This is a genomic window from Sphingobacterium sp. InxBP1 (assembly GCF_026191775.1).
GTDB lineage: Bacteria > Bacteroidota > Bacteroidia > Sphingobacteriales > Sphingobacteriaceae > Sphingobacterium > Sphingobacterium thalpophilum.
Genome location: NZ_JAINDX010000049.1, coordinates 319,209 through 343,461, shown reverse-complemented (window position 1 = coordinate 343,461; position 24,253 = coordinate 319,209). Strand labels below are relative to the sequence as shown.

The following is a 24,253-nucleotide window of genomic DNA, read 5'->3' as shown; positions in this document are numbered from 1 at the left end:
TGAGTGATAGTTTCTAATTACCTTTTAACAGCTATACACTCAATTTCAATATTGGCATTCCTCGGTAAAGAAGCCACCTCAATAGTGGTCCTTGCTGGAAAATGCCCGTGAAAATATTTAGCATAAATCTCATTGACCTTTTCAAAATATTTCATGTCTGTCAAAAATATCGTTGTCTTGGTAATGTGCTCAATATCGGATTGATTATCCGCTAAGATGGTCTTTAGATTTTCCATAATCTGAACCGTTTGTTGTTCAACACCATCTTTTAGCATATTTGTTTTTTGGTCTATGCCAATCTGGCCTGATACAAAAATAACATTACCATAACCTGTGGAATGACTATAGGGACCTATTGTTTTTGGCACCCCGCTATGTGTTACCCTTATGGTCTCCATTTTTGAACTGCAGGAAAAACATGCCAGCATTAGGATAAGTATAAAAATTCTGTTCATTTCAATTGATTTAAATTAAAAGATGAGGTCAGCTTTTTAGACCAACCTCATGCCGTCATTGCTTTATTTCTTGATGAAGTTTAATAACTCACTATTAAATTTATCCAGCTCTTCAATGAAGAGCGCGTGACCACTTTTTTCGAAGGGAACTAAAGTTGAGTTTTTAAGTAAGGTATTCATTTGTTCTGCCAGGTCGTACGAACATATTTTATCCAACTTACCGTGTAAGATCAATGTTGGGATTGTTATCTTACTTAAATCACCACGTAAATCGCTATCCCGCAATGTTCTTAGCCCCTCCGCCATAGCATAAGGCGATGCCTGAGCCTGGATACCTCCCAACCAAGCGCCATGCCCAGGGGAAACGCTTGTCTCATTGGCTGGAAATATCTTGCCGAAAGTGCTAAATAATTCTGGACGGTTCGTATTGTTCAACGTGATCAGTCCATCGACATCTTCCTTGGTCCACAAACCATAATTAAAGTCTTGTCGTTTTGTCCAGGTCGGTGCCGCCGCTCCAAATAAAGCCATCTTGGAAACGTGAGCTGCATTGTATTTAGCCACATAGTGAATCACTGTAGCTCCTCCCATGGAAAATCCGCCTATTGTCGCATTTTTAATATCCAATTTATCTAATACAACCTTGATATCATCTGCAAATACATCATAGTTGTATTTTCCTCCCGGTTTGTCAGATAACCCGAATCCTCTTAGTGTGATGCCGATCACCCGATACCCTTTTTGAATAAAATCGGCATATTGATATTCGTACATGGCGTCGCTCAAGGGCCATCCGTGAATCAAAACAATAGGCTCTCCCTCACCGAGGTCAGTTACATGAAGTTTCACGTTCTTTTCTACTTCGATATATTCGGCTCTTCCAAAAGATGCCGGAGTTCTCTTGATTTGTGCAAAAATACTGTTTGTAATAAAGGTGGTAATTAATACGATGGCTAAAGTTAAGTTTTTCATGACTTTAATAATTATTAGTGTTGTTATATTCTTTTGTTATTGCAGGTTGAAGTAATTTCACAGGCACATCAATGAACATCTTGCGCTTTGAATTGCACTTTTTGCCCAGATGAATCTTTATTCTTTTATAAAGGATAGTATATCTTCATTAATGACATCGGCATTAATAGTAGGCATACCGTGAGAGAAGCCCGGGTAAATGATCAGTTTACTGTTTCTCAATAGTTGGGCCGCTTTAACGGCTGTGGTTGCATAAGGGACAATTTGGTCATCATCACCGTGAAGCACCAAAACGGGAATTTGCACACTTTTGAGATCTTCGGTGAAATCGGTCTCCGAAAATACTTTGATACAGTCATATTGTGCCTTGATACCACCCATCATCCCTTGTCTCCACCAGTTGTCCTGTATACCTTTTTTAATGACCGCATCTTCCCTGTTGTAACCGTAGAAAGGCACGGTAAGATCTTGGTAGAACTGCTGTCTGTTATGAAGTGTATTATAGCGGATATTGTCAAACACGGCGAGTGGCACCCCGTCCGGATTATTGGCGTCAGCAATCATATAAGGTGTAACCGCACTGATCAAAATGACTTTGGATACCCGGTCTTTCCCATATTGTGCGGCATATCTGATCGCTTCGCCACCACCGGTTGAATGGCCTACATGGATCGTATTCTTCAGATCGAGGAACTCTACCAATTCTGCGACGTCAGCAGCATAAGTATCCATATCATTTCCCTTATACGTTTGCGTAGATCTTCCATGGCCTCTTCTGTCATGCGCGATTACTCTAAAACCTCTTTCCAGAAAGAACATGATCTGGGCATCCCAGTCATCGGATGATAGTGGCCATCCATGATGAAAAAATATCGGTTGTCCTTCACCTAAATCTTTGAAATAAATTTCTGTTCCGTCTTTTACTGTAAACTTGTTCATGTCTTTACTATTTAATTGTTGTTGTTATTGTTTTCTTTTGTTATTACAAAGTTGGGGTAATATCGAAGGCGCATCAATGGATGCTTTTCGCTTTGAATTGCACTTTTTGCCCAAAAAAGTTTATTAACCTTGTGCACGGCATATTTTGAGCAACGAAAACGTGTAAACATGAAAAAAAGCACATCCTGATAGGCTGTGCTTTTCTTAAAATATGTGAGAGATATATTTTAAAACTGTTTTCTAAAACTTGTCGGTGACATTCCGGTATGTTTTGTAAAAAAACGGACGAAATAGGCATCGTCTTCGTAATTCAGGGTGTAGGCGATCTCTTTAACATTCATCGCCGTATGTGCTAAAAGACGTTTACTTTCCAGTATGATCCGGTTTTTTATAATATCGTTTGGCGTCTCTTTACTGACCAGGCTGATCTTTTTACTGAGATTTTTAGGCGTAATACAGAGCATATCTGCATAGTCGGCCACGGTATGCAGTGTTTTGAAATGCTGTTCGACCAGCTTACTGAATTTCCGTAAAAATTGAACATCAGTCTGGCGCATATCGTCAGCCAATTGATGCTGCTGCTTCCAGATACGGGTAGATTTAAGAATGATCAGCTTTAACAACGTTCTTAGCATTTCTTCTGTACCCGAGTCCTCATTCTTCAATTCAAAATCTATAGCATTGATGATGTTCTGAATTTCTTCGGATTGTTGCTCGTTTAAATTTATAAAAGGGATTTCAAATACATTATTGTATAATATGCCATCGCAGGCGACTTCGTGATCGTGTATTTCCACACAGTAGAAGTCTCGGTTAAAGTGCATCAATTGCCCATCAATAGTTTCACAGGGTTTTAAAATGACATGCGGATTTATAAATAATAAGGCGTCCGTGTGCATTTCTATCTCCTGGAAATCTACTTGAATAATCGCATTTTGGGGAATAAACAGGACTTTGATATGATCATTTATGATGTTGAGTGAGTCATGTTCAACAGTGGCCTTGCTAAACTCTAGTTTACCAAATTTCTTATATGAAAATTCTTTTATCATTATGATTCTTACAGATTGCTATTTTGAGCACTCAGCAAAATTAAGAAATTAAAAGCCTCCCTGCCCAGACTATTGTCGCTATTCTTTTTTTTTCGCATATTAGTATAGTGTAACCAATTGACAGTAGCACTATGGCTGACGACGAACTTGAAAATGTGGATCCAGACGATATTAGCGATTTACTTCTTAAAGTTGAAAAATCATTTGACATTAAGTTTCAAAATAACGAACTAATGTACATTTCGACTTTTGGCGAACTGTGTGATCACATCCTAAATAAACTCCAACTAGCTCACACAAACGACTGTACGAGTCAACATGCATTTTATAAACTGCGCAATGCCATTACATCCACGCTGCAAATAGATCATAAAACGATCTCGACAGACCTTGCTCTCGTCAGCCTTTTGCCAAAACAAAGCAGACGTTCACTAGTCAAAAAACTGGAAGATAATCTGGGCTTCAAACTTAATATCTTACGACCGCCTTATTGGGTGTCATTGACACTCACAATTTTACTTCTAGCCTCTTTAGTAGGGCTTTTTTTCAGTTGGCAGATTGGTCTTGTAGGGGCTACACTCTCGTACTCTGGACTTTGTTTCGCACATAACTTCGGCAACGAACTTGACGTACAGACAGTGGGTCAGGTAGCGAAAAAAATGACTAGAGAAAATTACCTTAAATGTAGACGCAACCCAAACACGTTTAATAAGCTTGAAATTGAAAAAATACTGGCCGATCTGTCCAGCAGTGACCTAGGCATCGACAAGAGTAAATTCGCAAGAGAAGCGAAATTTAGCTAACACGTCACCGCACAATACGGGGGAATTATTACTTCAATCTTGACGACATCGGAATATTTTACTGAAATCCGAAGAAAATCAACGAGGTTGAGATCGCTATTATTTTTTATTCTGCTGTCTTTTTTTTTAAAATGCTGTAATGTTTTTACAATCAATCCTCGATACAGCAGTGCTTTTTAGGTTTACGGCCCTGGGAGTAATTTTTTATTTTTTGCACAGCTATATGTTTAATCAATATACGAAACCTCACTGGGACATGCTAGTAGATCTTCGTTATCATATAGCTGAACTGGAGGAGTCTCAAACTACAGAAATAAAAAGGTTCAGAAGTTAATTTAGATTTTTTGAGTACAAAATTATTATGTCGCTGAACTTTAACAGATACTAAGGCAGCTTTGCCAGAACAGAATAATTTCTACTTCGGATTTTTTCATCGAGAACAGACAAAAACACATCGCCCTTCTTTTCCAGTCTTTTTTCTATCGTATTGATCGTAAACGAATAACGGTCCAGCCCAGGCTTCACTTCTTTCCAATCCAGAGGTGTACTGACCGTCGGTTGGTGATAAGGGCGAACAGAATAGACCGCAGCCAAGGTATCTGCATAATTATTCTGATCAGCGTCAATATATACCTTCCCTTTCCGATGAGCTTTGGTAATTGACCGCGTGCTAATATCAGGCACCAGCTCATTCACCCAGTCCGCTAAATACCGGCCTAAAAATAACGAGGTATCAAAATTGATGTCCCGGACCGGGATGTAAACATGAAGGCCGGTCTTTCCGGAGGTTTTTATATCGCCCTTCAAGCCAAATTTGTCCAATACTTCCTTAACGGCCCGTGCGACTTCAATAGCCATCTCGAATCCTTGATCCTCTTCGTCCGTATTGTCCACCGTAGGGTCTAAATCTAGCCATATATAGTCGGGAAACTCCGGCGCCTTTGTCCGGGATGCCCATGGATTGATATCGACACATCCCCAGTCGACCATGCTGAGCAGGGTTTCTATATTGTTGCAGATCAGGTAATCGATCTGTTTGCGCTTGCCTTTTTTGGCAACCCGCCGCTGGTCGATAAAGATCTCGGCACAGTCCGGCTGCCTATTTTCCATATCTTTTATAAAGGTGGTTGGCCCTCCGGCATGGGTCAGCTTCAGATTCAGCGACTGTGGCCTATGCTGTATATGGGGTAAAATAAATTTGGAGATCTTGTTGTAGTATAGAAGCAGTTCGCCTTTCGGAATACCTTTCCAAAGTTCCCGCCCGACATCGTGCAGCTGTATGGTACAGTTTGCCATCGGGAAATCGGAGATCTCTTTGCCGGCTATGGCTTCATCGACACGCCTCCAGTTACTGCCAGCATTTAAATAGGGTTTGGAAGGGGGAATTTTTCTTGCCGGTTCCATTTTGTCGGTGAGTTCATCGATTTTCTGTACATCTTTTGGCACTTCCCTAACCACCTGTTCCGGTCTTTTATCGGACCTGAATCCGAGGAATGTAGCCGGCTTCCGTATTCTTCCTGTTTTGGTCCAGGTCGCAAATTCAAAATTGGCAACCAACTGGGGTTTGACCCAGTGGATTTTGGCTCCCTTGGTATCGAGCACCTCATTGACGAAGGGTGATTCACTAACTTCCAAAGCCTTAAGTTGCTTGAGAATAACGGGCATCTCCTTGTCCTTGAAACCTCCTCCACCCCTACCGATCCAGGTGAATTTCCCATTTTCGTATGCGCCGAATAGCAGGCTTTTAAATGAACGTGCTTTCTCGGACTCTGCCCAGCCTCCGATCACAAATTCCTGTCGCTTCCGAGTGGGGATCTTTAACCAGCTGTACGCCCTTTCGCCTTCGATATATTCACTGTCTTTCCTTTTGGCGACAATGCCTTCCATATTGAGGTCGAGGACCCGCTGATACAACTCCTGACCGTCATCATAAGATTCGCTGTAGTGGAAGGTATCGTCTTTTCGCACCAGCTGTTTGAGCAGCTCTTTGCGTACGGTCAACGGCTGGCTCCTGAGATCATTGCCGTCGAGCCATAATAGATCAAAGACACAGTATGAAATCGGGCTGGCGATCCCATTGTATTTTTGTAGGGCGTCAAAATCGGCGTTGCCGCTGTCATTGAAGACAACGACCTCACCATCTAAAATCACCTCATGCCCGAGCTTCTTTAAGGCGTCCGCGATGACAGGATAACGCGAGGTATAGTTCAGTCCGCTTCTGGAGTCCATGCGTACCTCTCCATGCCGGACAAAAGAGACGATGCGATAGCCGTCCCATTTCACTTCGAACAAATAATCGTCATTCCGTGGCGGCTCTTTGGTGAGCGTACAGAGCATCGGACTGATCCTGGTGGGCATTTTAGATTTTGACCTGGCCATACTGCATTTTTTATCTACTGAGTATAGAACACGGCCGGGCATTATTGGTTTCAAAGTTTTATACTGCGCGCAAAATTCCGGGTAAAAAAATAAACCGCTTGTATGACGAAGTATATGCTCTATCACTAGTTTGTACAAAAACCAGAGCCGGAAAGCGATCAAAATTACTTTAAATTTTCGGAAAGAAAATGACGAATCTCTTTAGCTAATTGCTGATGTATTGACTTTCTGTCAATTGTTTGATGGTCGCTGTAGTAACTTGGTTCCGCTTGTACCAGTTTGGGGGTTCCTTCATTCAAAAAGATGTAATGTCCCGTATTAGCAGGGAGTACAATATTCCTTGAACCTTTAATTACCTCACTATATTTTAGCGCATTAGTTCTGAGAGGGGCAATTTGATCATCCGCTGCGCCGATGATCAAGACTGACGAGGCGCTATTTTGTTCCCCTTCTGGAAGTCCCAGCCCTAAAGCTGGAGACAAAGCGATGTTAACTTTAAATCGACTATCTTTTAAATCTTTAGGTACTTGTTTGCAGGATATTTTTTGTATTAAATTCTGCAGATCACCTAACTCAGGAACGACAAATTGATTGCGATTTTCGGCTAATGAAGCATTTTTCTTGAGGATATCACAATCTATTTTGGTGCCAGCTAGCGCTAAAGTAGTATATCCGCCCAATGAAAAACCTATCGCAGCAATCCTAGTGCTATCTACATAACTATTAAAACGTGCATCTTCAAGGAATGAGGAAATCAGGAAACTCATATCTAGAGGTCTATCCCAATAACGCACAAAATTTTCAGGAATTTTATTATTTAGCGTATTGCCCCAATGATCCGGAGCAAGCACAACGTATCCATTTTTTGCCAGGTTAATCGCTAGCCAGGATAAGCTGAATCTGTTACCCCCAGTGCCGTGTGATAGTACAATCAATGGATATTTATTTTGAATAAACTTGGCATTTCTTACTGTAGGTGATAAAAGAAATGGTAGTTCTGTATCCTTAGTATCTTTATCGTCAGTTGGATACCATAATTGTACTTTCAAGGGCCGAGCTCGGGAAGAATCTGTATACGAAATTTCCCGCTCCCCAACGTTTTTGAGCGGAGTTTGATTGAACATAAAAAATAGACTAAACAAAACCAAACTAACTAGAATGTGCATATTTTAACAATTTTAAGCTTCAATCGAGATCAATAGCGATTGAGAAACAATCTCTTACCAAACCACAAATTTAAATCTATATGGTGATCGGATCAATGGTTATTTTTAACCATAAAATCTATTTTTGTCTCACAACTCGAAATTGAAGAGGGTATAAGAGTGCTTGAAACTTTCTTGCAAACGTATAAATCCAGCGCAAAACACGCTTTGCTGTGACTAATCGATTGAAACCATCCTGATAAAATATCTGAGCAAGCTCTTACCGAAATTGTTGCACCCCCGTCTCCTGTAATAAAGACGACAATTATTTTCTTTTATGTATTATTATTTACCTCAGAGATAACATAGTCTGAATCCTTAGCATTTATTTGCCGAGGATTTACAAAGCTGAATAGCAGCATTGCTAACAGGAATTTGACGTTTAAAATCATTATCGTTAGTCTGTTATATTTCACATTTTATTTTCACTGAGGGTTGTCGTAGTTGGCGCAGATTTGCTTCCGTCATATGAAGAGATCGCCCCGATTGCTTTTGGTCTCTGTCGATCATATTACTAGCACATAAGTTATTTTCCATGTACAAATCAATCACAAAACAAACGCAGTAAAAAAAATAAATGACAAACAGCCAATTGGAGGTGACGAAAGGTCCTTATCACATCTCAACCTTCTTGGCAAGACACGTTTTGCTCCTGTTCGTCGCCAGAAAGTCATTGTTAGCGAGTAACGCGAACTTTGGTATACAGAGTCGATAGACGTTGTTCAGAGAGATTCCTCTAAACCACGCAGGACTCTTCGTCTACAATTGTTTTTAGGAGAAAATTTCTTTTATAAACATGCAAGCGATTCATTGTGCTAGAGTCCTCTTGGTTCTTTCATCGTGGCAACAATTATTTCTGTCGCAGAAAACTGGCTATCTGTCTCATATGCTGAAAGCACGCTTTTCATACCAATAAATTTGACTTATAATCAAATGTTGCAGAAATGAATAGAAAAGAAACCGTAAAAAAAATATCGGAGCTATCTCAGATACCAGTACCCGAATGCGAAAAAGTACTGGACGCACTGGAAATCGTGCTCAGCCAAGAATTAATGCAAAAAAAAGGTCTCCGACGTATCTTCCATATAGTCTATAAGATTATGGAGATATTTAAGCGTAGGATATTTATGGCATTTTTCTGTGTTTTGATTTCAATCACTGCTGCTTATGGCCAAAACACGCCAACGCAAAATATACGGGGTGTGGTCACAGATCGCTTATCAGGCATGCCGGTTCCCGCCGTATCTATCAAGGTCGTTGAAAATGCAGGTCTAGGTGTATTCACCTCGGATGACGGGCAATTCGTGCTACATAATATCCCGATCGGACGTTATACAATTCAAGCTTCCTGCATAGGTTACGAACTAACCGTTGTCAAAGAGATCATGCTTACTTCTACCAAAGAAGTTTCGGTAGAAATAGCGATGGATCGCATTGAATTTGAACTGAAAGATGTTGTCATCGTAGCGAATAAGGAACGGGCTTCTAATAAAATGGCGCTTACAGGTGGCCGTTTGTTGCGGGTAGAAGAAGCGAGTCGTTATGCAGGTGGAATGGATGATCCCGCCCGCCTGGTCAGCTCTTTCGCTGGGGTATCTCCTAACGTCGGCAACAACGGTATATCAGTGCATGGGAATGCACCGGGTATGCTGCAATGGAAACTTGAGGGGATAGAAATACCAAACCCTAATCACTTCGCAGATATAGCAACCCTTGGTGGGGGCGTATTATCGTCATTAAGCACAAATGTTTTGGCAAATTCGGACTTCTATAATGGCGCTTTTCCTGCGGAATATAATAATGCAATTTCCGGTGTATTTGACATGAAGTTGCGTACTGGAAATAACCGTAAGCATGAACACACCTTCCAGGCAGGTTTACTGGGACTAGATTTCGCGTCGGAAGGCCCCTTTAGTAATCATAGTCATGCTTCTTATCTGTTCAATTACCGTTATTCGACAACCGGATTGATGAATAAATTGAAGTCGGGAGTCAATAAAGAGCAATTGTTGGATTATCAGGACCTAAATTTCAAATTAAATTTCCCGGGCAATAATAAAAGCATATTGTCAATCTGGGGGAATGCCCTGATGGACAAGTTCCGTACAAAAAAAGAAGAGTCATTAAGCTGGAAATATATGGATGACCATAAATCCTCAAAAACCGACCAGATGTCAGCTGCGGCAGGCATCACACATCGCTATTTCTTTGCTGATGGAGGAATTCTGCGTACCACGCTAGCGTCTACCTATTCAAACAACCAAGCCGCGGAAGACATCCTTGATCATAACACACAAATAACGCCCAATTTATCCTTAAACAACCGCATTACAAACCTGATATTAACATCATCATTGGATAAAAAATACAACCAGAGACACAGCAATAAAACAGGTCTGACAGTTACAAAGATGCATTACAATATGGATCTGGATATTTCACCGATTGTGGGAGCAGCACTGAAAACAGTTTCGGAAGGAAAAGGTAATACAACATTGATTTCGGCTTATAGCAGTTCATTGATTGAGCTGAGCAATAAAGTACACGTCACGCTAGGGCTGAATTCACAGATATTAACACTGAATAATAAATGGACAATCGAGCCCAGAGCCGCTGTCAAATGGCAATTAGCCACGAAAAACTCGATTGCCCTTGCCTATGGATTACACAGCCGTATGGAAAAGATGGACGTCTACTTTGTAAAAGATAAAAACAGTGACAAATACGTGAACAAAGATCTGGAGTTCACCAAGACACATCACTTGTATTTATCTTATCAATATAAAATGTCAGCTAACACGAGCTTAAAGCTGGAACCTTTTTATCAATATCTATTCCATGTGCCAGTGATTGCCGACAGCTCCTATTCCGTCCTCAACCGCAACTTGTTTTATGTGGAATATCCGTTGGTAAACAGAGGACAGGGACAAAATTTCGGACTCGATATCACAATCGAGAGATACTTGGAGAGGGGTTTTTATTATATGTTAACGGCCTCGCTGTTTGATGCGAAATTTGCAGGTGGAGACGGTATCTGGCATAACAGCAAATTTAACAGGCGTTTTGTCATCAATGGACTCACGGGCAAAGAATGGTTCATTGATAAACAGAAAAGAGATCTACTAAGTGTTCATCTGAAAATGACTTTGCAGGGAGGCGAGCGGTATTCTCCTGTAATCGAAGCAGCTTCACTCAGCCATCCGGATAAGGAAACGCAATACGATGAAAGAAATGCATTTGCCAAACAATTTTCCCCTATGTTTATAGCTAATTATTCGATCAGCTACAAAATCAATAGGTTGAAACGATCGCACGAGATTGCTATCAAATGGCTGAATGTCACAGGCGAAAAAGAATACTATGGCCACAAATACAATTTAAATACCGCTGCCATAGAACCCAAAAAACAGGCGACATCGTTATTCAATATATTATATAGAATAGATTTTTAATGTATTTTTATACCCACAAATGCAGCAAAGTAAATTATACCGTCTAATAATTGATTCTAAGTATCGTGTCTGGAGACATCTCCTCTTTATTTTCACTTTAGTCATTATCACCTTTAACCAGATATTTATAGCTTATCAAGACAGCATTACACATTTGGGCAATACGGTATTTCTAATTTGTTTGCTTTCATTTATCACTTACCTGATAACCACTTACCTAAACTACTTTTTCCTCATACCAAAATTCTTGTTAAAGGAAAAATACACAATATACATCGCATTGCTACTATTTTTTGTTATAGCGCTCATGGGCTGTACACATATTTTGGAATATTCGATACGGACAATTTTCGGACTTTCGCACCGAATAAAATCCTACAGCAATCCCATTATACTAGTGGACAGTTTGTCTTCATCAGTGATTACTATAATCTGTCTTTGGAGTATGTCGGTCATAACGCTGTTTCGAAAATGGAATAAAAAGAATGAGGATCTGATGATATTGGAGCATAGCTTTCTAGAATCAGAAGTCAACAAACTAAAAGGACAGATTTCTCCTATTTTTATGTCGAAAGCCTTACGTAAAGCCGCCGCAGCCGCTAGATCCGACTCAAAAAAAGCCTCCGAAATACTCATGCTGCTCGGGCATTTACTACGCTATCAACTCTATGACTGCGATAGAAAGATAGTTTTCCTACGTTCTGAAGCTACCTTCATAAAAAACTTGCTGCAATTAAAAAGATTGATTGATGATATTCCTTTCGAGTATACCCTTGATGTAAAGGGAAATATCAATAATTTACTAATATCTCCCTTATTATTAATCGTATTGATACAACGTATGCTGATTGATGACGATGTAAAACGCTTAGCCATCAGCATGCAAACGGTAGAAAAAAAACTAGTCTTCATTGCAAATTTTACGGAAACCTCCACACTGACTGCCGAAAACTCCATGGAAATAACGGAAAAATTAAATATGCTCTATCCCGATTCATACGAATGGACTACTGAATCGGGAAAAATGAAGCTTAAACTGGATCTCAGCCAATGGAACTAACAGTAGACAATAAGGGATTTGCTTTTTTGATTGCAGATCGCTACAGGGTACTGAGAAATATCTCGTTGCAAGTAATTATTCTCTTAATTACTATCGGGATATTCTTCGACGCCCCAGATACCCTGAATCTTTCCTTCAACAGATTTTGCGGCTGGCTGGCATATTATCTGTTTATGAATATGCTGGTATATGTCAATGTTTACCTATTGTTTCCCCATTTTCTGGCAAAAGATAAGATTATTCAATATGTGATCGTTGTTGTGCTATTTGCTGTAGTTGCTCTGTTCATATTAATGATCTTGCAAGATCTATTTTACGATATTGCAGTAAGCCGAAACGAACCCAGCCCGATCGCCATATTCCTCAGTTTGGCTTCCAGCTTATTGGCTATTATACTGTTTATTACAGGCACCTCGGCCCTCCTACTCTTCAGACCGTTAATACAGAGCAATATCAAAGAGCGGGAATTACAAAAAGCCACTACTGAATCAGAACTGAAATTTCTAAAAAGTCAAATTAATCCTCATTTCTTATTCAATACAATTAATAACGCTAATATACTGATCGATGAAGACCCTGAAATGTCTGCTCATATTCTAACAAAGCTGAATGATTTATTACATTATCAGTTTACAGACAGCGTCAGAGATAAAGTATGCCTAGCAGACGATATCTCCCTATTAACGGACTATCTGGAGTTGGAAAAAGTAAGAAGAGACCGCTTTGAATTTAATATTGAAACATGGGGAGATACTAAAAATGTATTTATTGCCCCGCTTTTATTTATCCCATTTGTTGAAAATGCTGTTAAACACAATCTAAACAGCAATGGAATATCTTATGTCAACATATCTTTAGGCATAGGGGAGCAATCACTTGTCTTTATCTGCGAAAACTCTAAATCCATGCGTGTAAACCCAACACAAATGGGAGGAATCGGACTGAGCAATATTGTTCGTAGATTGCAGCTTTTGTATGAAGATCGGTATTCTTTGGAGAAAGAAGAAACAGAAGAGAATTATAAGGTAAAATTAACGGTAATGTTATGAGATGCATCATTGTAGATGACGAGCCTATCGCACGAAAAGGAATAAAAAAACTGGTGGAACCGATTGCTTCACTGGAGCTGCTTGAGAGTTTTAACAATGCAGAGTCCGCCGCTTTGTATATACAACATACAGCTGTTGATTTGATCTTCCTAGATATCAATATGCCAGGAATTAATGGAATTCAATTTGCCCAGACAATTCCCAAAAATACTCTGGTTATTTTCACCACTGCTTATTCGGAATACGCAGTAGATAGCTACGAGGTCGATGCCATAGATTATCTGGTAAAACCAATTGACAGCGTTCGTTTCCGAAAAGCAGTGGATAAGGCGATTGTTTATCACGGTCTCCTTTTGGATGAAGAAAATAAGAGTATAGAACAAATCACCGAGGATTACATTTTTGTAAAATCCGATCGCAGATTTGTCAAGGTCAATCTCAGTGATATTCTTTTTATCGAAGCACTTAAAGATTATATCATTTTTCAAATGGAAGACCAACGTGTGATTACACGAATGACGATAAAAAATATACATGATTGGCTCCCTAAAACTACTTTTATTCGAATAAACCGCTCATACATTGTCAATAAATATAAAATCGATTCATTTGACCATAACGATGTCTTTATCAAAAAGCATGAAATTGCGATCGGAAAATCCTATCATGATTCTTTTTTCCAAGAGATGCTTGCTTAATGCGTTCTTCACCTTTAATAAATCAAGTGTGCATTCTCGCCACCTTCTCGCCCAACAAGAGACTGACCGGTAACAGGTATAGATTTATGCATGATTATCTTACTATATGATCCAACCATCTAACTATAGACTCCAATGTACTATCCGGCATATCACCAAGTTTTGCATATTCGGATGGGACGCAGGTTTTACAAGCCTGGAGCAGGTGATTTACATCAGGCAACAACAAGGTGGTGACCTTCCCCAGCTGTCCAGAGCGGCTATACCGCTTCCAGTAAGTCAGGTTGACCGGATCGACAAACAGGTCCTTACTTCCATTGATCGCCAAGATAGGCACATCTATTTTGCTTAAATAGATCTGTGGATTATATCTCACAAAATAACGGTACCACGGGCCAATCGCCTGCTGCACATATGACCAGATCGGAAAGCGGAAATGATCAAATTCTATACCCAAAGTCTTAAAGTAGATCTCATCTTTGGATTTCCAATAATTGTATACTGTATTCAACTTATTTTCGAGACTATCGGAGGTTGCATATTGAAAAGCTGTTGCAAACATCAGGCGATTGATCTCATTGGAACGTTTCTTGTCAACTTCTGGCAAAGGCGAATTGTTGACCAAGTTTTCGTTCTGCACGAAAAGAGACTCCAGACCATTGGAAGCTAAGCCGGCAAGACTGATCAAAAATGCAATATCTTTGGTTTGGGAAGCAGCAATCGAAATCACTGCTCCACCTTCGCTATGCCCCAGTAGTCCGATATGGGCCGGATCAACATTTTTTTTAGCTTTCAAAAACTCCACGGCACCCAGTACATCTTGCGCAAAATCCGCCGTTGTGGCATAGCGGTATTCCCCCGTCGTTTTGCCCACACCCCGATCGTCCATACGCAGCACGATGTAGCCTTTGGGTGTGAGATAATTTGCTATACGTGCGAACATCTTGGTGCCCGCCATGGTTCCATCACGATCCTGCGGGCCCGTACCCGAGGCAATGATGATCGCTGGGTATTTACCGGCCTTTGCCGGAGCCGATATAGTGGCTCCGATCGTGATACTGTCGGCTTTTGATTTGAAAACCACATCTTGCTGTTTGACATGTTGGGCGAATAGCGATAGCTGCCCTATGGTCAATAAAGAAATCGATGCCAATGCAATTTTATGTCCTATTCTCATTTTACTTTCCAGATTTTAACACCCTGACCATTTCAATAATCTCATCAGAAAGCTCCGAAGCGCTTCCCATGTACCCTACTTCAGAAAACCTGATTTTACCATTTTTATCAACAACAATTTTATGTGGAATCGGACCTACACCGAAACTTTTGGATACCCTACTTTCGGTATCGAGCAAAACAGTAAACGGATAATTATTTTCTTTGACGTAGTTAGCCACATATTCTTTTGCATCGGCACGCTTTTCCTGTGTGTCGATAAAATAGAATACCACTTCAGGATCGTTTTTAAAGTGTTCGACAGCAATTTTCATCCCGGGGAAAGCGGCTTTACAGGGTGCACACCATGATGCCCAGAAATCCAGGATAACAATCTTTCCTTTTTGCTGGGCCAGCGTTACCGTATTTCCAAACTGATCTTTCAATTGAAATGCCGGGGCATTTTTATTGACCAGCTGCTGCAGCACCTTATTTTTTAACTCACCCTGAAGACTGGCATCTTTGAGACCTGACAGATAATTTACATAGCCCTTATCGCTGCCTTTTTCAGCAACATACATTTCTTTCATCAGATCCAGCATGTAGGTCGAACTCTTATTGACGCGATAACTTGCTTCGAGGCTTTCTTTTAATTCCTTTTTCTTGCCCTGTCCTTTTAAAATTCTGGAAAACGTATCATTCAGGTTAGCGTCTTCAAAACCTTTCTGACTTTTTGCCGCTGTAGCGTATACAAAGGCCTCGTCAAACAGACCATTGTCCACTAAGATCTTGGCAAACAAATCTGCATTGCTATAATAGAGGCTACTGTACTCATCCCCCTGAAAATTATCCTTATAATAGTTCAGGCGATCCAGGACGACACGCGTGTATGGCAATATTTCTTTGGCTGTTTTTGAATTTTGGGATATATACGGAACAGAAAGCGTTCTATAAATGACATTCGCCAAGGACAGATAAGGCTCCGCTTTTGACACATATTTCTTATATAGCTCAAAGTCATTTTTCATACTTGCGTAGACGGAAATCAACCAATAAGCATTGATATAACTGATCCTGTATTTATCGTTAAATGCCACCTCGGACTCGCGATAGGGATGCTTGTCAATGAAATCCGTCGCCGCTTTCAGCCTTTCGTCATCCGTCTTGGCTTGTTGAATCAGATTAAAGTCTGCCAGTCGCTGCTGATCCCTGACGTACTGGCCCTGTGGATACTGTAGACGAATTTTTTTCTCCAATTCGTCTGCTCTCGCCGAATCCTTTAATACCTCTTTATAGACCCGAAATACGTCCAACATATCCTCTTCTTTTAAATCGGGAATGGCTTGAAGAGCATTCAATTCGTTTTGAAGTTTTGTCAGGGACTCGCTGGTATTCATATGTTTCAGGGCATTGGCGGCAGCATAGAATACCTTGAATCTGTTTTCAGGGTGTCCCTGCAACTCATACTTGGCCCACATAATCAGGATCTCATCCGTTTTATAGGCTGATTTATCAACTACATACGGGGTACCGGGTACAATTTCGGGCGTACGTAACATCCCCCAGCCAATCATACCTCCGGACACCTGCTTACCATCTCTTCCAGAGATCAGATAAGAATAGGTCTGATCCCCACCCAAATCCCGTAATGTATCTGCCTGAAAAACAAAATTGACCAAAGCCATCTTCTCGGGCACAATATAACTTGCAGTCCAGACCGAATCTTTTTTTGTAAATTTTAAGACCTTCTGCACCCAGCGAAAATCCTGATAACCGGTAAGATTACCGGTTATAGACGATGCATCCTTCAAAGCTGTTTTACGGGCATCATAGATAAATTGTATAGTATCGCGTTCTTTTGGAAACTCGGGAATTACTTTAAAATTAGGCGTTTGCGCTTGAACTGAGGCGATGATCCCCAAAAAAGCTGTCCCCAACCTTGCTCCCAGTGATTTGTTAGTCTTCATATGAGTAGTTCGTTTATTTTTTTATGGATTTTGGACTATTTCCGGACTCAGATTAATCTCATATTGGGCAATCGGAAAGACATAGCGATTGCTATTTGGCGCTAATGTAATCGTCTTACCAGCAAATGTCCGAGTATATGTTTTTTGAAATAAAGGCTCGTCTTTCAGACGGCGCATATCCCACCATCGCAGCATACGGAACATAAACTCACGCCGGCGTTCCTGCACAACTTTAACCAATGCATCATTTGCATCTGTCGCTGTCAAGACGACATTTCCTTTGGCAAGTACCCTTTTGGCGCGAAGTTGATTAACCAAAGCCATAGCTGTAGCAGGCTTATTGTTGCGCGCCTCCGCCTCTGCCTTGATCAATAACATCTCCGGAACGCTGGGCCCCACATTCCGGCCTTCGTTCATCACATAGTCCAGGTAATAATAGCGTCCCTCGTACACTTCCCACGTAGAGATGATATCACCGTTGACAGTGAACAAATTATACCGTTGATCATTTTCGTCAAACAGTCCAATGAGGTCGCTGCTCATGCGGAAGGCCGTCGGCGTGTAAGCCGAAATTCCATTTACAGGTACTTTTGACAGTAGAATTTCGGTATTGAACACTCTCTTTGGATAACTGGAGGCTATCGGCTGATTAAGCGTAGTCAGGTCAATTAACTTATTGCTGATCGCCAAGGCTTGATCTGCAGCGGTAGCGGCTTCAGTATACCTATTCATATAGAGATAGGTACGCGCGAGCAGACCATAAGCAGAGGCTTTTGAAGGCAGTGTCATATATTGCTGGCTATTTGGTAATGATGGAATGGCTTCTTGAATATCTTTTAAGATGGCATCGTAAACAGTCTGCACTGGCACCCTGACCAGCGGCTGCTCTGTCGTAGGCGCCAGGACGAGTGGCACTCCAAGGTCGTTGCCTGCCGTGGCCGCCTCGTAAGGCTTAGCGTAGGTATTAACCAACATCAGATACGCTGATGCGCGGTGAACTTTCGCTTCGGCTATCAGCGCTGCCTTTTGCTGATCCGTGCCGTCCGTCACTGCCGGTACCTCATGGATGACTGTATTGGCGTAGGCAACGGTATTGTATAATGCGCCCCATGCATCATCCTTGTGATACAAATTTTCGATAGGATAGATAATGTCCGCCCATTGATAAGCACGTTTATAATAGCCATAATAATCGCTGCTGGTCAATCCGGTCTGCTGTGCAGTACCGTCTATAATCTCCAGATCATCGGAGGCCATATCTGAAATTGCCGGTGCTGCTTCAAATGCATTGGTATTGTTGAGCAGATAACGATAATTTTCAATGGTCCCCGGAGTGAGCTGACCCTGGGTCTTGATATCCACATATTTTTCACAACTTGCAAACATGGCCACACAGAGAACTGCCAAAGCTGCGGTGCAAGAAAGGGTAATTCGATTTTTCATGTCAATCGGTTTTAAAAGCTTACATTAATAGAAAAATTATACGAAGGTACTGGACGCAGATTGGTCGTATTTCCGACGAGATTAACATAATCCGGATCATAGCCTTCTTTGTTCGCTGTCCAGATCAAGCCCAAATTGCGCACGGAACCTGCCAGCTGCACATTTTCTACTCGCAACCTGTTTAAGATGCTTTTCGGCAGTCCATAACTCAGCGAAATTTCCCGCAGGCGGATATAGTCTCCTTTTAAGACGTTAATATCCGAATACTGATAGCGCTGCAAACTATAGGAACTGTAGATATCCGCAGTCAATCCCGGTACATTTGTAAAGGCCTCGTCGCCTGGCTGTCGCCATCTATTGGCGATATCCGCACTCAGATCGAACTTAGGTATTGTGAGCCCCCTGCTTGGCGCCATGTAAGACTCAATGCTAGGTTTCATGAAAATATTTCCAAACTGATACGAGATCAATGCATAAACCGACCATTGTCTATAGCGTAAATTGGTCCGTAACGATCCGAAATAAGGGGCAACCCTACGGCCAGCATATTTCAGGTCATCAACCCCGCTCAAGGTTTTAGTAACGGGTATGATCTCGTTGTTTTTGTTATAAATCTGAGTCAACCCTTTCTCATCCAGCCCTGCATGGCGAAAGACAAAGATTTTGTCGCTCGAATAACCTTCTAAATAGCCGATACCGATCGGAGTATAGGAATAAGTAAATGTCGAAATATCTTTGGGGTCAAATCTATTATCTGTGATTTTATTTGTATTATATGAAAAGTTTAGGGTGGCATCCAAATTCCAGTCGACAGTGCGGATGAATGTTCCTGTAAGCCCCAAATCAATTCCATGCCCGGACATAGATGCCGTATTCCTTTTTAATGAACCAGCCCCAATCGTACCTACATAAGGAGCAGCAATTGGGAAACCATATAACAGATCTTTACCATTTTTTCGGTAATAATCCAAACTACCTGTCAAACGATTGTCCAACAAACCGAAGTCAAGGCCAAAATTGGTGACATAGGTTTTTTCCCAGCGCAATTGTGGGTTGGCAATGGCGATGATACTTGCCGACGGTTGATTTGTCGGATTAAGACTGGCATTGTCCAAAGAAATATAGGTAAAGGGTCTGACGTCCTGTGTGATATTACCATTGACGCCATAAGTGGCCCGTAGTCCAAGCCGGTTAAGCCAGGTAAAATGCTGCATAAAGCGTTCCTTAGCCATATTCCATTTCAATCCCGAAGACCATAAAGGTGTTGCGCGGAAACTGCGATCTAGACCAAAGTTGTTGTAATCGTCATAACGTACACTACCCGAGAGGGTATACTTTCCATTTAAAGTATATGCAGCATTCGAAAAATAGGATAAGAAACGTCTTGTTCGGTCAGCCTGAGTAGGACTGCCACTTAAACCGGACAGATAGCCCATCAGTGTGTTATAGCTATTTTGCATATAGCTGACGCTGGTATTAAATCCCGTCTGTGGGTTGTAACCGTACATCGTTTTCATCCCTTGCCCAGCCTGTGTTTGTCTGATTTCCGAACCGGCGATGGCTGTAATCTCATGCTTCTGCGCGAAAGTCGCATCATAATTCAGCTGACCACGCACCGTGTAATTGTTCATACTGCTGTTGATGATATTGTAGATCCCACCCTTATTAATACCAATGGTATTGCTGGATTCTCCAATAGGCGTGAACTGGTTTAATAGCAGTCGATTCTTGTAGGAATTCTCATCGTCATAACTTCTAGTTTCACCAAAAGAACGCTCGTTGGCGTAACTTACCGAGCCCTTCAATCCTTTGTATATGGGGACCTCCAGGTTGATGACAGCGGAATAATTATTGTCTTTTTGGACATTATCCAGCAGCTGCAGCTCCTGCAGGTAGTTATAGCGCCAGTCTTTATACGCTGGCCCCAGGGTCTGGGTAAATCCTGGATTTACCCGATCGTAGTAAATTCCATTTCCCTGCTGATCCGCCAACAGCTGATAAGGCAACAATGTGGAACTATTGGCATCATAAAGCTGACCAAGATCGATACCATTCTTGCTATTTCTGAAAAAAGTTCCGCGAACACTTGTTGAAAGCGTTGCGATCTTGAATATTTTCCAATTATTATTGAGGTTAAACGTAAAACGTTTTCCATTTTCCCCTTTCGTAAATGGATTCTCATTAGCATAGGAGGCTGAATAGAAATAGTTGTTATTTTCAGTACCGTTGCTGATCGAAAGGTTATATTGCTGATTATTCATCGGACGCAGGAGATACTGCTGAATCTGTGATCTGTTGTCGATATGCTTTAAGGGATTCACAATTGCTTCATAGTCTGCCTGCGTTATTTGTCCCATTTTTAAGCGTATAGCCGCCGTTGCTACTTCACCGGGATAATAGCTCGAAGCATACATATACAGATTGGAGGCTATATTATTGGAGTTAAGAATATTTTTGGCAACGAGTTCTTCCTGATATTCGATCATCTGCTCACTGTTCATCGTACGCAGATAGTTCAGGTCAGGTTTACCAGAAAACGCCGTATTGAAGGAAAAGTTGATCCGCGGAACACCGGTTTTTGAACCTTTCTTTGTGGTGACCACAATAACGCCATTGGCTGCTCTGACACCGTAGATGGAGGCCGCAGCAGCATCTTTCAGAATGGTAATATTATCGACATCATTCGGATTGAGCATGTTCAGATCAATATTTGAAATAGCGCCGTCAATGACAACTAATGGAGATTTTTCTGTATCCGTATCGATAGATCCCACTCCTCGGACAGTCAGACTGTAATCGTTTTGTCCGATCGTACGTGTGCTGGAGTAGATCCCCATTTGGTTGTTGTTGTAAGTAAATGTACGGTCACCTGACCCAACCCACACCTGAAGCCCCGGAGCCAGACCATCCATTCGCTGAATAAGATTGGGCGATGCACTTTTTTCCAATTCCTTGGATGTAATCACTGTAGCCGATCCTGTTGCGCGTTCTTTTGAAATTTTTTGGTAACCTGTAGAAATAAGAACCTCTTCGAGCATATTTTCGTCGGCCTCCATGATCACAGCCATGGCGTCCCGATTGCCGGCAAGTACGGTCGTGGTTTTATAACCTACCGCGGTAAATACCAGTTCGTCTGTCGGCTTGAGATCATACATCATAAACCGACCATCTTCATCCGCCTTTCCGCCTTTGCGCGTATCTTTTATCCAGATGCTGGCAAACGGAATAGGTTTTCCGCTAGCAGACCGTACCGTACCGGAAATACGTTCAAATCCGGATTTAGCATCCATACTTCTTTCAAAAGCTCCTTGCTGTGGTCGGTCATCGGTTTCCTGACGAGGGACAATTGAATACGATCGATCGTCCACATAGAGGAAGACCAACTGATTGGGATAAAGGACTTTTTTGAGCACCTCTTCGAGACGATTTCCTTTAAGAGATTCGGAGCTGACGAATTTTCCGTTCAGCAGATTATGCTCATAGCTCAAATTCGCATTGAAGCGCTGTTCGATCTGTCTGATCGCTTGGGCAAGGGGCAACTTTTGCTGCCCGTAGGCCTGTTGCCCAACGGTAAATAGCAGCGTCGTGACGGGAACGGCCAACAAGGCGCGTAACGGCTGCCACCTGTCTTCTGTGATTTTCATTTTTGTTAGGTTAGATGTTACTATTGTATTAGATTAATATTGTTTTTATTGCTTAGGATCGAGGTAGATGGTATCTTTTTCCATTCGGATATTGGCTTGTAAAATATTGGCAATGGAATAAATAATACTTTCAGGAGACTTTAATGATATCCGCCCGTCAATTTTTCGGCTTAAAAGCGCAGTATCGCTTATGATAATTTCTTTTCCGTACACATAACGAAATTCATTGATGAGGTCAGCGACCGATAGGTTCTCTCCTGTCAAGGTTTTCTGAGTCCAGGCTACCGTTTGCTGCACCACTTTTTTATCGCTGCTCAAGTTTTGAAAGCCTTCGGCTCCTTCAGTAACGATATCTCCCGGCTGGAGCACCTTTGCTGTGCCCCCATGCTTCAGGTTGCGCAGTGAAATTCGCCCTTCCAATAGGGAAACCGTGATCTTATTGTCCCGATTGCGGAGATTAAATTTCGTTCCTAACACCTCAACAGCGATATCGCCAGTGTAGGCTGTAAACCTTTCCTCATCACGTATGTTTGCCAGATCTCTGTTCAGATGTTTAATTTCCAAAAGGGCTTCGCCGGTGGTATATACTTCTCGTTTCGACAACCATTTCCAGGCACGCCGGTAAGCCACAGAAGAGTTTGCATTTAGCTGCACGGTACTGCTATCGGGCAAAACAACGGTCTCCAACATACCACTTCCGGTACGTATCACTATCATGGACTGGTAATACCAAGCTGCCACCACAAAAACAGTTACGGCTGCCGCGCCGGCCATCGCTGTCCATATACGAATTATACGATGCCTCCGTTTCTTTCGATTTCCAGCAATCCCTGACTCGATATCCTGAAAAAGGCTATCCACAAACATCGGATCGGGTGACAGACGTTCGATCCCGAGCAAGGTGTGGAGATAAGCGAATGCTTCGTCGTACGCCTGCAGGTTATCTGGATTGGCAGCACGCCAATGGCGCCAATAGCTGAACTCTTCCTGATTTGGTTTTTTGACAAAACGGACAAAATCCAGATCATCCAAAAAATCCTGTGTGCTATATGTATTATATTTCTCCATTATTAAGCCTTTGTTAATTACATGACAAACAGGGATTGAATTTTATCCCATGGATTTTCATCTTTTTTTTTTTAAAATCTAAAAACTACTTCTAAAGATTGTCAATTTCACAATTAATCCTCAGAAAAAATGATCACCTTATTAGTTTTTGGACTGAATAACTACTTCCCTGCACCTAAACTTGAATTTTAAAATGAGGGTTGGCTTATTGTTATTAAATCTTTACTATTTTTGGAAAAGCAAGTAATTTATCCACTTAGTGGCGTACATTCTACATGAACAACAGTATCGATCTGTATTGGAATGATTTTATTGAAGGCGACAGAGAGGCCTTTGAGCAGATCTATCGTGTACTGTTACCCAGCTTATACGAATATGGTATGCGACGGGTCAAAGATGAAGACTACGTCAGAGATTCAATTCAAGATATATTTGTCAAGTTTTGGGAAAGCCGGGGCAAACTAAAAACCATTTCCAATCCAAAGCACTATTTACTGGTCGCTTTAAAAAACAGCTTATTGAACGCCCAATTGCGGGATGGCAGGTTATCGTCTTTCGGGGAAAACGACGATTTTCTGCTATCGTACGATATTGAATCCAATTATATCCTTGCTGAAGAACAGCGTGCCAATGCGCTGAAGCTAATTCAGGCCCTGGAACAGTTAACAGGCAAACAAAAAGAAGTTATTTTTCTTCGGTATTTCGAAGAATTGAGCTATGAGGAGATTAGTGTGCTGACCAATATTTCTGTTAAAAGCTTATACAAGTTAAACAATCGAGCCATGGAAGCGCTGAAGGAAATTATGGGTATTCCGAAGAAACCACTTCTGGTACTACTTTATATGATCCGGTTTCTATATTTCTAAAGGAAAGGGCAGCACACAGCTTAGGCAACTGCGTGCCAGCTGTAAC

Annotated in this window: 17 protein-coding genes; 6 read left to right on the top strand and 11 right to left on the bottom strand. The window is 41.4% G+C overall.

Going from position 1 to position 24,253, the window contains the following annotated elements:
* Positions 1–17 precede the first annotated feature (17 nt).
* The 4 genes from K7A41_RS21495 to K7A41_RS21480 all read right to left on the bottom strand — a co-directional run bounded on the left by K7A41_RS21495 (position 18) and on the right by K7A41_RS21480 (position 3,418).
* Entirely contained in the window at positions 18–455 is a 438-nt protein-coding gene (locus K7A41_RS21495) for a RidA family protein (RefSeq protein WP_265715472.1), read from the bottom strand.
* A gap of 63 nt (positions 456–518) precedes the next feature.
* Positions 519–1,427 (bottom strand): alpha/beta fold hydrolase, encoded by a 909-nt coding sequence (locus K7A41_RS21490; RefSeq protein ID WP_265715471.1) that lies wholly within the window; start codon positions 1,425–1,427, stop codon positions 519–521.
* Positions 1,428–1,544: 117 nt separating this feature from the next.
* Positions 1,545–2,366, bottom strand: coding sequence for an alpha/beta fold hydrolase (locus K7A41_RS21485; RefSeq protein WP_265715470.1), 822 nt, complete (start codon positions 2,364–2,366; stop codon positions 1,545–1,547).
* 227 nt (positions 2,367–2,593) lie between these two features.
* Positions 2,594–3,418 carry a helix-turn-helix domain-containing protein gene (locus tag K7A41_RS21480; protein WP_265715469.1) on the bottom strand — a complete coding sequence of 275 codons (825 nt, stop codon included), beginning with the start codon at positions 3,416–3,418 and terminating at the stop codon, positions 2,594–2,596.
* Between the two features lie 131 nt (positions 3,419–3,549).
* On the opposite strand from K7A41_RS21480, the gene K7A41_RS21475 reads away from it, so the two are divergent.
* A complete protein-coding gene (locus K7A41_RS21475; RefSeq protein WP_265715468.1) occupies positions 3,550–4,221 on the top strand; it encodes an acyl carrier protein in 672 nt (223 codons plus the stop codon).
* A gap of 384 nt (positions 4,222–4,605) precedes the next feature.
* Here the strand turns inward: K7A41_RS21475 and ligD are convergent, their stop codons facing one another.
* Positions 4,606–6,600 carry a DNA ligase D gene (gene ligD, locus K7A41_RS21470; protein ID WP_265715467.1) on the bottom strand — a complete coding sequence of 665 codons (1,995 nt, stop codon included), beginning with the start codon at positions 6,598–6,600 and terminating at the stop codon, positions 4,606–4,608.
* 164 nt (positions 6,601–6,764) lie between these two features.
* Complete coding sequence (locus tag K7A41_RS21465; protein WP_265715466.1) at positions 6,765–7,766, bottom strand: alpha/beta hydrolase family protein; 1,002 nt, start codon at positions 7,764–7,766, stop codon at positions 6,765–6,767.
* Positions 7,767–8,749: 983 nt separating this feature from the next.
* Between K7A41_RS21465 and K7A41_RS21460 the strand changes: the two genes are divergently transcribed.
* The 4 genes from K7A41_RS21460 to K7A41_RS21445 all read left to right on the top strand — a co-directional run bounded on the left by K7A41_RS21460 (position 8,750) and on the right by K7A41_RS21445 (position 14,064).
* Positions 8,750–11,257, top strand: a complete 2,508-nt coding sequence (locus K7A41_RS21460) for a TonB-dependent receptor (RefSeq protein ID WP_265715465.1) — start codon at positions 8,750–8,752, stop codon at positions 11,255–11,257.
* Between the two features lie 445 nt (positions 11,258–11,702).
* A complete protein-coding gene (locus K7A41_RS21455) occupies positions 11,703–12,317 on the top strand; it encodes a histidine kinase (protein WP_265715464.1) in 615 nt (204 codons plus the stop codon).
* Positions 12,308–13,366 (top strand): sensor histidine kinase, encoded by a 1,059-nt coding sequence (locus K7A41_RS21450; protein WP_265715462.1) that lies wholly within the window; start codon positions 12,308–12,310, stop codon positions 13,364–13,366. The genes K7A41_RS21455 and K7A41_RS21450 overlap by 10 nt, the downstream gene beginning before the upstream one ends.
* Complete coding sequence (locus tag K7A41_RS21445) at positions 13,363–14,064, top strand: LytR/AlgR family response regulator transcription factor (protein WP_265715461.1); 702 nt, start codon at positions 13,363–13,365, stop codon at positions 14,062–14,064. The genes K7A41_RS21450 and K7A41_RS21445 overlap by 4 nt, the downstream gene beginning before the upstream one ends.
* Positions 14,065–14,158: 94 nt before the next feature.
* On the opposite strand, the gene K7A41_RS21440 is transcribed toward K7A41_RS21445, so the two are convergent.
* Genes K7A41_RS21440 through K7A41_RS21420 form a run of 5 tightly spaced genes read right to left on the bottom strand, consistent with a single transcriptional unit; the run spans position 14,159 to position 23,341 of the window.
* Complete coding sequence (locus K7A41_RS21440; protein ID WP_265715459.1) at positions 14,159–15,241, bottom strand: alpha/beta hydrolase family protein; 1,083 nt, start codon at positions 15,239–15,241, stop codon at positions 14,159–14,161.
* Position 15,242: 1 nt separating this feature from the next.
* Complete coding sequence (locus K7A41_RS21435; protein ID WP_265715458.1) at positions 15,243–17,186, bottom strand: TlpA family protein disulfide reductase; 1,944 nt, start codon at positions 17,184–17,186, stop codon at positions 15,243–15,245.
* A gap of 21 nt (positions 17,187–17,207) precedes the next feature.
* Positions 17,208–18,629, bottom strand: coding sequence for a RagB/SusD family nutrient uptake outer membrane protein (locus tag K7A41_RS21430; RefSeq protein WP_265715457.1), 1,422 nt, complete (start codon positions 18,627–18,629; stop codon positions 17,208–17,210).
* Between the two features lie 11 nt (positions 18,630–18,640).
* A complete protein-coding gene (locus K7A41_RS21425) occupies positions 18,641–22,273 on the bottom strand; it encodes a SusC/RagA family TonB-linked outer membrane protein (RefSeq protein WP_265715456.1) in 3,633 nt (1,210 codons plus the stop codon).
* 45 nt (positions 22,274–22,318) lie between these two features.
* Entirely contained in the window at positions 22,319–23,341 is a 1,023-nt protein-coding gene (locus K7A41_RS21420; protein WP_265715455.1) for a FecR family protein, read from the bottom strand.
* 275 nt (positions 23,342–23,616) lie between these two features.
* Here K7A41_RS21420 and K7A41_RS21415 point away from each other — a divergent pair, with 275 nt between their 5' ends.
* Positions 23,617–24,207 carry an RNA polymerase sigma factor gene (locus K7A41_RS21415; protein WP_265715453.1) on the top strand — a complete coding sequence of 197 codons (591 nt, stop codon included), beginning with the start codon at positions 23,617–23,619 and terminating at the stop codon, positions 24,205–24,207.
* The last annotated feature ends 46 nt before the right edge of the window (positions 24,208–24,253 follow it).